The 14,532-nt window shown below is 35.7% G+C and carries 4 protein-coding genes; all 4 read right to left on the minus strand.

Annotated features, from left to right (window positions below):
• Positions 1-72: 72 nt before the first annotated feature.
• Entirely contained in the window at positions 73-2,613 is a 2,541-nt protein-coding gene (locus tag BC008_RS18430; protein ID WP_058183726.1) for a CHASE2 domain-containing protein, read from the minus strand.
• A gap of 1,249 nt (positions 2,614-3,862) precedes the next feature.
• The gene (locus tag BC008_RS18435) at positions 3,863-10,072 is read right to left on the minus strand and encodes an AAA family ATPase (protein ID WP_027842941.1); all 6,210 of its coding nucleotides are present in this window, start codon (positions 10,070-10,072) and stop codon (positions 3,863-3,865) included.
• Positions 10,073-10,491: 419 nt separating this feature from the next.
• Positions 10,492-12,255 (minus strand): carotenoid oxygenase family protein, encoded by a 1,764-nt coding sequence (locus BC008_RS18440; protein WP_036265243.1) that lies wholly within the window; start codon positions 12,253-12,255, stop codon positions 10,492-10,494.
• 563 nt (positions 12,256-12,818) lie between these two features.
• Entirely contained in the window at positions 12,819-14,204 is a 1,386-nt protein-coding gene (locus BC008_RS18445) for an AAA-like domain-containing protein (RefSeq protein ID WP_027842943.1), read from the minus strand.
• Between the last annotated feature and the right edge of the window lie 328 nt (positions 14,205-14,532).

Raw genomic sequence — 14,532 nt, forward strand, 5'->3', positions numbered from 1 at the left:
GCAATAAAAATTAATTGCAATAAAAATAGGGTCAACTGAACTTCTTGTGATGCTTACAAATCAATTTTTATATCAATAGCGTACAGGTTGATGGGCGCAACCTAATAGGGTCTTTTGAACGGAAAATTCAGTGTATGTGTTGACTAGAAGGGCAGTAATTAACAAAGATAATACTGAAGGCACAATTGGTATCCAACCACCTTGTAGCAATAGAAGAAAACAAACTAAAAACTGAGTTAAAAGTGCATTACCGATAAAAATAGATTTTTGTAATTGGGAGCCGTTATATAAAGCGATCGCCCCTCCCAACAAAGACCAAAAACAGATCCATAAAACCTCTCCCACTCCAGACCAGACCCACAACAACGAGCGTCCATCCAAAACAGCACTAAGAATTTGACTCACCATATGAGCGTGAATCATAACTCCAGAGAATTCTCCATGGGGTGTTAAAAAAGTATCTCTAACGCTTTCCGCTTCAACCCCAATCAGAACTATGCTGTTTTTAACCCAATCAGAATTGAAATCTCCCTCTAATGCTTGTGCGAGGGTAATTTGTCGACCAACCGTTGGTGAAACCCGATAATTTAGTAATACTTGATGACCTGCTGCATCAAATTTTTGGTAACCACCGGTAGGAACATCAATGGGTTCAAAGACAACATCACCAAATTGAAAATAACCTTTGTTGTTAAATTGAAGGTTAATACCCTGACTTTCCAAATATTTTTTTGCCAATTGTAGGCTGAAGGAATATTGAGTTTTACAAGAAGAATCAGGTTCTGGAGTAAGAGAAATTAACTGACGACGAACAACAAAATCACTATCTTCAACAACATCACTAAAGCCTATGCGTTGTTTGGGAATTTCTGGAGGAGATGCAATCCCGGGTGATTGCTGGGTTTGACCGCTAGCTTTACAAATTGCAAAGAAGTTGTCATTATTTCTCAAGCTATTTGCTAGATTAGGGTATTCTTTTTCTACGGGAAAATCACGATAAATATCTAAACCAATTGCTTTTGGTTGATGTGGTTCTAATTTTTTCAATAATTGTTGCAATACTGGATCTGATAGGGAAGATTTTTGTCTTTCCCGTTGATTTTGAATATCTGCTTCCGTGAGTGTGATCGCTAGAATGCGTTTATCCGGAGCTTCTGCGGGTTTCATCCGCGTCATGGAATCAAAAGCTGACAATTCCCATTTTTGCATCAATCCTAGGGTTCGGATTCCTGTCAGACAAGCAGTTACCATAACACCGATAGTTAATGCTGTTTGTAGGTTTACCCGATTAAATTTAGAGAAAATATCGCGTTTTTTACTACCACGTAATTCTTCCCAAGTCGGGGTTATTTCCGCCGGATTTTGGCAAATTACTGGTAACCAAGAAGCTCCGGGAAAATTATCCTCTAAACCTTGTAATTGTAAGCGTGCATAGCGCACTGCTAAATGTAGCGACTCCCCTGCTGCAAATGACGTCAAAAAATTTTTCAAAAACTCATGGGCGATAATATCTGGTACATTCTCCCGCATGACAATAGTCTGGGGAATATTCAGATCGCCTAATTCTTTTGCTAAACCCAAACCATCACAGGAATTAAAAATAGCCAGTTTCAAACCCCTAGCGATCGCATACTTGAGAGCATTTTTTAGTTCAGAAACTGTTAAACAGTTTTTCCGGTTGATATGTATTTTTCCCGTATCTTCTTTACTGTGGCTATGTCCAGCAAAAAAGAGAATGTCCCATCCCTGTTTATCCCAGAGCCATTTATCTAACTCTCGACGTGAAGGTTCTACCAAAAACTTCATTGATGCATCAGGTAATTGCTCCAACAAAATTCGGTCTTGTTGAACATCAATTCCTTGACTATTACCCAAAATAGCTAATATTCTTACCTTTTTGACATTTTTTTGGGAATTTTTTTGAACTTGCTCGTAATTAAGTCTGCTTAAACCCACCTCTGCTTTTTGATAATCCTCAAAGAAATCCCACAAATGCCAGGGAAGTCGTCGTATAGTATAGTCATTACTCTCAACAATGACCTGAAAATCTTCGTCTAAAGATAATCGCGATCTTAAATTTCGATCAATAGGGCGAAATGAAGTGGAGCTTAGCCAAGTGTTAATTTGTTCGCATAACAAATCACAAACTTCATTAAAGTCTGACTCACTAACATTTGTTAAACCCTCTGTATCTATTTCTAAATCTTCTGATTCTAAGTCTTCTGATTCTAAATCTTCTGATTCTAAATCTTCTGATTCTAAATCTTCTGATTCTAAATCTTCTAATTCCGTATTATCTAATTCAATAACCTTGGAATTAGATACAATCTCAGCCTCAACATCCAGTTTAATATTATTTGCAAATTCAGTGCTGGTTTCAAGTTTAGATTTTTTAACTAATGTTAAGGGAGCACGTTTTCTCAAAGATAGATAAAGTGCGCTATATATTGATTTAAAGCGTTTATATAGTTCGTAAATTTCTGGCGCTGAGGGTAAACCGCCATGGAATTGTGTTGGGCGAGAATTATTAGTCTCCCAAAGCTGAACTGTAACTCTTGGAAATCCTTGATTTAAGCTACCTTCCCCCAGATTAATAACAACTAACTTAGTCATTGCTAATTCTGCTCTTACTTGGTGTTAATTGATAGCATTTGATAGACGTTAAATTAGTTTTGATTGGTATAAAAGTAAGCCCCCTATTTATCACTACATATTTCAGTTTTATTTCATACTTGCAAATGTTAGTTCAATAGTGAATATAAACTTTAGTATCAAAAAACACCAAAACTAAATAAAATTTTCTACATGTAAATGTTGGGCTACAAAATATTGTTCAAGAATTTAGATGCCATTTGAGACCTTATCTATGAAATTTGCGCAGCTAGATAATCCTAGTTATCATAATTAAATGGTATGGAATCAAACAAACTTAGAATTTCACAGTTATCTTTACCCTATTCTGTACTTCAATCACTTACAAAAAATACACGTATATATATATTGCATAAAATAATATAGGGCAGTAATAAGCATGGAGAACACTTAAAATGCTAGACAAATTCAAATGTAAAATATTTTCAGTTCTCCACTAATTTAATTCATACAATAAAAAGCTTACCCTTACGGAGTCAACTATATTTTATGGTGTTTCGAGTACATTTTTGTGTATGTAATAAGTGACGGTTCCCATTTTTCTCAGGGTTTTTAGCACTTACTGCAAACTTAAATTAAAACTTTCCTTTTAATACTTTTGCATAAAATCTTTTGCACTCCTTTCTAATAAAGATGTGGGTTTTATGTTTGATCCTGTAACTTAAGAATAAACACAGTCACCTGTGATGTGGCAGACTTGTTCACATAAAGCTTATTTGAATCAAATATTTGCAAGTTTTAATTAGAATTTAACTTTTATGTAGACAATCTTTAGCAATTAAATTTAATTCTTTTAATACAATAATTGATTCTTCCAAGATTTTGAACTCATAAAACTCATATAAATTTCATAAAATATTTGCTATGAAGATATGAGTTTTATTATGAGGTATGTATGAGTTTTTTTTGGCCTTCATACCCATACCCAAACATATTCTAAATATATTATCCCTTCAAAACCTTATCTACTATTGCTTCTATGCATTTGCAAGGATTACTTTCATGCATGCAGAAATATCACTTTAGATTCGAAGTTTTGTAGCGAAAAATGATTTAAGTTATACAAATATAACAATAAAAGCCAGGAACCACCATAATTACTAGAATATTTTTCTGTAATTTCTCATTTCCTGCTCTTTACAATCCATAATTCTTAAAATACAGATTCTTAAACTCCTTAATACCTTATCACAATCAAGCAAAAACAAGGTTAAACAAAAATCGATCTATAAATTTTATTTTGAACTCTTAAAGTTCCTTGTTGCTTAACAACCAGACCCGACAAAAGCAATTCCCTTTCCTCTGAGCTATCAACCGCAGCAATCTCTCCTTTTTCCAGAATTTGTCGATAGATTTCTTGTAAATGCGCCGATTGTTCACTTTTAAGTAGTCGGTCGCGAATAGTTCTCAAATGTTCTGGTTCATCCTGTGACTCCCAATTCTCGATAATATTTGTCCGTACCAGATTTTCAATCCATTCTGCTTCTTGATTCGTAGGAATAGATGATGAAGAACTGCGGATGAGTTTACAGATTTTTTGGGTTAAAAAAGGTTGACCGTTTGTCCAAGACAACACCTCTTTGAGAACTGTTTGAGGATTGCTCACTTTCTCCGCTAAGCCTTGTAATAGTGGCTGGGCTTCATGTTCTTTAAATCCCTCTAACTGAATTGCTTGACCAATATTAAATGGGGTGGTTTGAATGTCACTCATTAAGTCGTTCGGTGTAGCAACCCCAAAAAAAGCAAATGTTAAGCATTTATATTCTTGATTTATACTACGCTGATTATAGCAGGATCTAATCAAAGCAAAAAAGTCATTAACAGGAAAATTCAGCCCTAAGACACAGTCAATTTCATCAATAAGAATAACTAGTTTTTTTGGCGAAGCATCATCTCGTTGAGTGACTTCGGTTAGTAATACTTCTTCAATAAATTGACCTAATCGCTGAACCGGAGAAACATCATTTCGTTCGTTCCACCAGTTTTTGAGTTTCACTTTCCTGAGTAAACCAAAACTTCGCCACAGTTCTACAGCGAATCCTTTGTACCATTGTTCGGGCGTAGTATTTTCACAACCGATGCGAGTTAAATCGATCGCCCCACATTTAAAACCCTCCTGTTGGAGTTGATGCATCATTCGCACCATCAAGCTTGATTTACCCATCTGTCGGGGATTGAGAATATAACAAAAGTCCCCACGCTTTAATGCTTTATATAAATAACGATCTGCAGCACGTACTACGTAAGTTGGAGCATCCATAGGTAAACTTCCCCCGACCTGATAATCAAAGTTTGAGGGTTGTTCAGCGTTTCTGAGTAACTCATTTTCAAACAGTAGTTCTGCTTGGGTTGCTTTGAGAACTTCGAGAATTTGTGATAATTCTTGGGTGCGTTCTGAGACTTTTTGTTCCAAAGTCCGGTTGGACTCAGCTAATTCATCTTTTGCTTGCTGCATAGCAGCATTCTTGAATTCCAGTTCGCGAGTAAACTGGATTCGCTCAGCTTCTGCTTGTTTTCGTTCTGTGATGTCAGTGAAAGCAGCGATCGCATAAACAATGTTCCCCTTTTCATCAAAAACTGGTTTTGCGGAAACTTCCAGAGGGATAACTTTATGTGGTAAATGAAGTTCTAAATCTTCTTTCTTAACAGTCTCCCCAGAAAGTGCTCGTGCAATTGGCAATTGCTGTGCGGGGTATAATTCTTTTGTTCCCGATTTATATACTTGGTAGGCTTCGGGTAATTCCTCAATATTGATTTTTGAAGAAGTATTACTTTGCTGTGCTAACTTGTCGGATATCTGATTGGAGTAGTAAATCTCACCTGTGGAATCACAAACAGATACGCCCACTGGCATAGCTTCCAAAAACTGATGAAGTCTATTTTGATTTTCCTGCAACTCTGTATAGAGTTTAGCATTAGTGATAGCGATCGCTGCTTGACTAGATAAAAGCTGGAGAATTTTCAACCGATCCTGGGTAAAAGCTCCCACGGTCAAATTATTTTCTAAATAGACAATTCCCCTCAGGTTTCCTTGGTCGAGTAGTGGAGTACATAAGAGAGATTTGGTTTGGTGAGATTTAATATAAGGGTCGTTAGTAAAATTGCCCTGATTAACTGCATCATTTTTGAGAACTGTTTCTCGCGTACGAGCAACATAATTAATAATTGATGTAGGTAAATAATTATCAATTGAAATTGACTTTAAAACAGTAACATCATCTTCATCAATAGAACCAGAGGCTTCAATGAAGAGTTTTCCTTCTGTTTCTAGTATTAGGTAACCAAACTGCGCCCCAGCATTTTCGATCAGAATTTTCATCAGGGTCGCCAATAGCTTATCTAAAACTATTTCGCTGGAAATCGCTTGGGATGCTTTCATGATCGTAGCAAAATCTAAGATTTCTCCCGAACGGGTTCCACTGGTGGTTTTGGTCATCGTTGTCAGCATATCTGCTATGGAAGTAGAAACCGAGGATTTTGCTAACAAGTGCGGATATTTAGCCTCTAAATCCTTAACTTTTGCTGTGGCTCCCCATAAAGAATAAAGGTAATATGCTTCATTGATATAGGTTTTAGCAATTTTTTCTTTGCCCCAATCCAGATAGAATTTTGCTGCTAGTTCGTTAGCTAAGGCTTCTTCATTTATGTATTCATTTTTTTCTGCTGCGGCGATCGCGCGATCATAGAAATCCATTGCATTAACATAGGAGTTTTGAACTCGATGTTTTTCTGCTTCTACTAAGTAAAATTTGTGCAGATAATTAGTCGGTGCGCTATCCGCCCATTTCTGCATTTTTTCTTGATTTACTGCAACTCTTGCTAAAATTTGCTGTTGTTGGGAGCTAGAATCTTGAGAATTAGAATCTTGAGAATTAGAATCTTGAGAACCAAAAACAAAACTATAAATAGCAAGTTGAGCTAGAGAATCATAAAAACGGAATAGGGGAATTAATAAAGTTGAAGTTGCTCCATCTAAATATTGTTGAGCATTTATAGCATTTTCAACAGCTTGCTGATACTCCCCAAACAGGTAGCAAAGGTGTAATTTATTCACGTATAAAGCAGCAAGTGCATAGCGATCGTTTGCTCTTAGATGGAGGGGAATCATCATTTGTTCGTGGTAAATTTCCCCAATCAAATCGCACGGATTGTCCGAGCGACCCATTAAATTTAAGACACCCTGACCGTATATTTTCAGATAGTTGAGGGTATTTTTTTGTTTAAGTTTACTAAAAGCTAATTCGTATGCTCCGACTTCTGATGATAATTCAGCAAGGTCTTTGCCAACAAAAGCTGAATGAAACAAATAAAGATAAGCACAGGTAGTTCCATAATATAAATCTCCTACCTCCAAACCAACATGATAAGCAGATTGAAGCGATGCTAACGAGTTTTTGAGAGGTTTTTTCCAGATACTGATTGATGTTATAAATACTGCAGTTATTCTAGGAATAAGTTCTTTGGCGTGAAATTTATCAGCGAGATTTACAGCCAGACATCCAAATTGATAGCCTTGCTCAAATTCCTCTAACAAACCACATAGAATTAGTCCATAATTAACATAAGCAAAAGCAGATAGAGAAGTATTCCCATATTCGACAGATAAATTAACCTGTTTATATACCAATAGCGGTAACATTTCAGGAGCAGCAATAAAAACAGAAGAAAATATAGAACTTGTTATCTTCATCGCCGCTAATTTTTCTGGGTCAGTCATTGGAGGTAAATTAATTAAATCCTCTATTTGCTTACCCGCTAAGCTTATTTGAGGTTTTCTTAGTTCCTGTTTAATATCTAGTAATTGAGGTGATTCAGGAAAAATACAATCTAATTTTTGTAAGATGGGAAGGGCAATTTGAATCGATTCTAATTCTTTATTTTGCGAATGATAAGCATCTATTTTAACTTCATAAACTTTGACTTTATCCAACAAGGTTTGAGATTTTTGCAGTACCAGTGAAGAAAAACTTTCCATTTCTTCAAAATTGCCACTTAAATAAGCAACTTCTACTATCTCTGAGTAAAGATTTAACGTGAATTTATAGTTCGTTTTCCAGCTATTTTCTGCTAATAAATTTTGACCTATTTTCAAATATTTTAACGCTGCTTCATAAGCGTTAGCAAATTTTGCTTTTTCTCCAGCCAACAAATTTAATTTAGCAATTTCATCTTTTTCCGATCTATCGATAATTAATTCGTAACCCAAATTTAGATGATCAACTATTTTAAATATTTTGTCTGATAAATCATCTGGTTGAGTATTTTCCCAAAGTAAACGACCAATTTTTAAATGAGTCAGCGGTTTTTCTGTTTCTTTGATTAGAGTATAAGCAGCTTGTTGGATGCGATCGTGCCCAAATTTATAATCTTGGATTAATAGCTCTTCATCTAATTCCGATAAAGTAATAATTAGACCCGTATTAATTGCTGGAGTTAAATCTTGAAAAAGTTCGGCAGTTGTTTTTTCACAGATAATTGAAATCATATTTAAATCAAATTCTGCACCAATACATGCAGCCAAACTTAAAATATCCTGAGTCGATATAGGCAATTTCTGCATTTTGCCGATCGTAAACTGCAGGAGATTATCTGTGCTTGCAATCCTTTTAATCTTTGTTAAATTCCATTGCCAATATCCTTGGGATTTTTTGACCTGAGTTCTATTGTTATGGAAATGCTTAAATACTAATAAATTATCAGAATATATAGTTTTAAGAAATTCACTCACAAAGAAAGGATTTCCATAGGTTTTTTGCCAAACTAATTCGGCGAGTGGATATACATCTTTTTCTGTACTGTTGAGTGTATCTGCAATTAACTGATTAACATGATTGAGTGCTAAAGACTTTAAAAATATTTGATTAACTATTGCTCCTTCTCGAAGTAAATTTTCCAGAGTAATACTTAACAAATGAGTCGGGCTAATCTCATTATCTCGATAAGACCAAATCGAGAATAAATATTTAATATCTACATCCAACATAATTGATTCTATTAACTTCATACTTGCAGAATCAGCCCACTGCAAATCATCAAGAAATAGAACTAAAGGATGTTCGGAAGAACAAAAAACGCGAATAAAATTTTTGAATGCTAAATTGAAGCGGTTTTGCTTTTCTGTTGCTCCTAATTCTGGTAATTTTGCTTGCTTACCAATAATTAACTCGACTTCAGGAATAACATCAATAATTACCTGACCATTTACTCCCAATGTAGTTAAAAGCTTTTTACGCCATCGATTCAGCCTTAATTTACTTTCACCCAATAATTGCTTTACTAAACTAGTAAAAGCATTAACAATTGCAGAGTAAGGTGTATTACGCTGAAACTGGTCGAACTTTCCAGATATAAAATATCCTCGTTTTTCGGTAATGGATTTATGGATTTCCTGAACGAGCGTTGTCTTACCCGTACCAGAATACCCACTCACTAACATGATTTCCGTTTGGGATGAATTTGATCGCGCTCCTGAAACTCTTTCAAAGGCTTCAAGCAATGTGGAAACTTCTTCTTCTCTACCGTATAGTTTTTGAGGAATTTGGAATTTATCTGCCAGATCTTGAGTTGCGATCGCAAAATCTTCTATCTGTCCCGTGGTTTCTAGCTGTCTCAAACACTCTTCTAAATCAGCTTTAATCCCATAGGTGCTGCGATATCGTTCCTCGGCTATTTTTGACATTAATTTCATTACCATCCGAGATAAAACCAGAGGAATATCGGGATTAACTTGATGAGGTGGTAAAGGTTGTTTTGCGAGATGACAGTGAACTAATTCCAAGGGATCACTAACATCAAAAGGCAATAATCCGGTAAGTAGTTCGTAAAATGTAACTCCAAGGGAATAGAAATCAGTACGATAATCTAAACTGCGATTCATCCGTCCTGTTTGTTCTGGGGAGATATAAGCCAAAGTTCCTTCAAGAACGTTGGGACTTTTCAGGCTAGGATTTTCCCTTCTAAGGATAGTAGCGATACCAAAATCAATAATTTTGATTTGCCTGGTTGTGGTGTTTAGGACAATATTGGCAGGATTGATATCTTTGTGAATAATGTTCGCTGCATGAATTTTACCTAAATTTTCAACTATCTGAATAGCAAGGGAGAAAAAATCTTCTAACGATAAAGGTTTTTCCTCAATCCATTTTCTCAGAGATATAGCTCCAAAATCTTCTAAAATAAGGATTAATGTTCTTTGATAAGGTTCTAAACCGTAGGCTTCTATCGCTCCATCAAAGTTAAGGCTACGGATAGTTTTATATTCTTGTTTGTAGCGGGTGAGTTCTTGCGCAGTGGGATATTCCTGCTTGAGTACCTTAAGGATTACAGAACGATTATCTGAAGAGCGAATCGCTTGATATACTTCTGAGTTAAAACTTTCGTAGATTTGGGTCAGAATTTGGTAGCCAGCCAGAGTCACCATGATAAGCCTGTTGAAATTTTAAGCTGATGAAAGTTTATTTCAGATAAATATTTATTTGAAATATTTCACAAAAATAATACTGCTCAGACCGAGCAGTTTAAATTCAGACAATAGAAGTTGTAATAATAAGTTTCATATTAATAAGATATGCAAAAATAAAATAGCTTTTTTCAAAAAATGTAAATATACTGCTGCACGCAAATCAAAATAGACTGCGTCTATATCTAGAATATTCTGGAACCTATAATTAGTAAACTTTTGACCCGCGCGTGGCACTGTAAAATGGTGGAAACTCTCCACAGCAGAGGCTAAGTCAAGAGAAAGCCTCTAATTTGATATTTGTTGGTTATAAGGGCGCACCGACGTGCACCCTGACAAACGGTATATTTTTTAGTTGGAAATCTTTAGCTGAAAATTCCCTACCTTACCTTTCTATTAACGATATCACTACGTGGATTGAGGAAAAATTCATAAGGAACCTTGGTTAAACTACCCAAAGCAGAAGCTAATCTATTAACTTTATAGGTTGATTTCCGCTCAGAAAGGCGCTCGAAATATTCTGAATGCAAGGTAAAACCAAAGTCAATTTTTTTGGATAAATTGATTTTAGCGATTGGTCCTTGCTTTAGACAATCGGCAGCAAACAGCCAAATTTCCGAACCTGTTGGAGTTACAACACTGATAAAAATGTATCCTTTTTCTTGGGGAATGAATTGAATACTGTCTAAAAGATGTCCTTTAGGACAAACGTAAAAATCAAGCAATTCTCTACCCAATTCAGATAAATGGGTATCAGGATTTGCTTGTTGTTCTATCTTGAGTTTCTCGGTAAGTTCTTCCCAATTTAGATCTGTAGGTAATTTGGCTAAAACACAAGGAAGATCTTCTTCGGGAAGCTGCTCGTCTGTAAAAAATCTAGTTCCGTGGTCGCGGAAACTCATATATTGGCGGCGACAAACCAAATCTTGATGGAATCCTCCATAAACTTGGTAAATTGCAGAATAACCAGTTTTTTCCTTAAGTTCTCGCGGGTCTGCTGTGTAGAGAACAGTTGTATACCAACCTGGATGTATGAATACTTCTTCGCTAATCAACTGAGCATCTTCGTTGATGACTACTTTACGTAGAACCCCAGGGTCGAAAGCAAACATCCAAGGTAAGCCGTAGCATTCTTTAGGGTAGCTCTCGCCGCTAAAGTGTTTAACATCACCCGGTTCTATTGCTTCGGTTAAGCTAATCGTTCCTTGCTGCACTGTAACAAAACGAATTTCGTTATCAATATGACGGTAGTTACATACAAAGTGGTAACTATCACCCCCAAAAGTTACTAAGCGGGATGGAACAGTTTCCTTATTTGTTTTCAAGTCCTCGCGCTTGACTATGTACATTTGTGTTTTCGGATAAGCTTTGCGAGGTGGAATTTTTAGCCCTAATAACATCGCAATCCCAGTTTGGAAGGGCATATCCGGAATCATAATTAATTTCTCTGTCACAATGGCTGTGTGGGGAGTTCCATCAAGAACTGTTCCAGCTAGTTCCCAGTGTTTTAGGGTCCCTTCACCATCCCAACGAGTAATGTAGGGAGCGCTAGTCATATCAACAACGAAGTTTTCCTTACGGGGTGTAGTTTTTAGTTCGCAGGTGATAAGTTCTTCAACTTCCTCGTCATAAAAAGGGTGAGCAGTATTAGCCACCATCGGGAAAAATGATAAGGGAACAGAAACTATATGTTCGTCGAATCGTCCAATTGGCGTAAGAGTCTCCAGGGTGTTTGGATCTGCTTCCCAGTAACGTCCCGCATCTGCTGTGAGGATTAGCCTTCCACCCATATTGACAATAGCTGTGTTAGCTATTTCTGAAATTCCCCAAAAACCGGTTCGCGCGGGGAAGAATTTCTTCGGGAAAAGTTTGATAATTGGTAACAGTGATGAATACCATAAACTGTCCCAAGTTTTTAATTTTTTGCTGTTAACCTTGACTTTTCCATTTTCAGATTTAAGGTCCCACCTAACAATTACACCTTCACCAGTAAATAAGTGTGTATCGCTTTCACGATTAAAAGGAGCAACAATAAAGACATGACCAGATAAATTTTCTGGCCATGTCCCTTCTGAAATTTCTACATATTCAGATAAATTAGCTAATTTGCTAGAACCTCGTAACTTATTGACATCAAGTGACATAAAAATTACTCCTAAAATTTATAGAACTTAGGTAGTGGTAAAAATTTGATTCTACTTGCTAAGTTTTCCTAGGCTTACTTTTTTTAATCAATAGGTATACGTAAAATGAACTTATGCAGTTATAGCTCTATTTTTTTAGTAGTGACAAAATTTTAGTGGTTATGAGAAATTAGCAGTGATGAAAAACTAGTAGTGATGAAAAACTAGCAGCGATAAAAAAATTTATACTTTAGTGAAACACACTGGAAAAGATGATAAAAATTCTAGATAAGAAGTTATGATGCGATGAATTTATTGGTATCAATTTTATTGAAATAATACTATGAAAATAACTTATTACACTAACTCATCGCAGTATAATGACAATCAACTGATCTAACTATAATCCTGTCTAATTATGATTTTACTTAATAAATTAAAAAGATTTCAGATCAAAATTTAGAATAAAATGTTAGTGATATCCATAATATGCTAACTATTATAATAGAAATTATAATTTTTTTTCAGAAAAGTACCTGTTCGTCAGCAATATTTTTTGATTATTTATTTGTGAGTTAATCTTACTATTTGACTCCTTTATTATTGAAAACTGACAAAAAATACTGCCGATACAATTCACATCCAGCCACTACCTTACTTCCTGATTTTTTAATTAGACCCATACTACTTAATTTATGACTAAGTATAGGATCTAAGGGAACAGGTTCATTAGTATTTAGAATTATATCCAGAGCTTGTGCTAATTCAGGCTGTTTTTTCAATGCAGCCCAATGACGCTGTAAATGATTATGATAAATTCCACTACTATTAGGAATATTTTCTAATAATTCCGATAAACTAATACTACCTAAACTTAGGTGATAAAGTGCTAGATGTACCAACGCCGGATGACCTCCAATCATTGCCATCAGTTGTCTGATTTCTTCGCCATCCTCCCATTTAAGTCCATAGCGTTGGGCTAACTGTTGCACTTTCTCTTCACTGAAACTATCTAACTGAATTGGAAGACCCACATTGAAAGGAGATTGATTGAGATCGAGAGGAACGTAAATTTCTGTTGAGTGAACCACAAGCAATCGCAGTTTTTGCCAAATCGGTAACCTTTTTGCTTCCTCGTACCAAGAACGTAATAAAGGTAAAAAATCTTTAGCTACTTGGGGATGCTCAAAAATTTGATTAACTTCATCCAGTGCTAATACTAAAGGAGTATCAGTAGACTCTAGTAAATAGTCTTGGAAATATAGAGTAGAACTTATTTTACTTCCTAAATCTTCATCCCAATAATCATCTAAGTTGGGTTGAAGCTGAAGCAAACGAGCGCTGTTAGCACATAACCAACGCAAAAATTGATTCAAATTATTTAAAATTCCCCATTCTACCTGCTCTAGATTCAAGCTAATAGTACGATAACCTAGGAGATTTGCGTGATCGATAATTCTCAAGAGCAGGGAAGTTTTACCCATTTCCCGAGGAGCTTTAACTCTAATTAAAGCTCCTGGCTTGCTAATTTCTTGATAAACTTGCTCTTCCAAAGGTGAGCGTTCAATATAAAATTTTGAGTCAAGGGGCACTGAACCACTAGGATAGCGAGGGGAGTTATCCTTTTGCTTAACTTCAGATTGGTTGACTTCAGATGTTGACTCTGGCAAATTTGTCCCCAAAGGTGTTGTTTCCAAAGCATCTTGAGCGATAACATAAGATTCCAACAACATTCGACAGTTTTTCTTTGTCACACGCTGACCTATGACTTTAGATAGTCGCCCAAATAACTCAGGTGCGGCTACATTAGTAAAATAGCCGGTGCTATAACCTGCTTCTACAGCCATTTGACTGTAAGTCCAATATTTCCAAATACCCCGCATGATAAGAATTTCTGTGGGGTTAAGGGGACGGTCTTGGTTTTCAATTAGTTTGCTGTCAACAATTTCAAGTAGACAATCAAGGTTCATAGAAATCACATTTATTTTTGGCCTTTGATTGACTTTATTCATATCTATATAGGTACAGGCACTGACTTTAGTTATTTAAACGTATTGCCTGATGAGGTATCTAGGTTGAAGTTTCACTGAGTCTGGTCAACTCAAGGCTGGAAGCCTCCGACTTTAGTCGGGGGTCGTTGACGAATATAGTAATAACGTTTACTGTTTCGTGAAATTTCCGATGATTTTTTTTTATCTTTCAAACGATTTTTCAAAGATTTCCTTAAATAATTGTTATTTTAAATTAACTGTTCTCTCCATTCGCTGTTAAATTTATCATCTTTCATAATATCAACTT

This window comes from Mastigocoleus testarum BC008, from assembly GCF_001456025.1.
Lineage (GTDB): Bacteria > Cyanobacteriota > Cyanobacteriia > Cyanobacteriales > Nostocaceae > Mastigocoleus > Mastigocoleus testarum.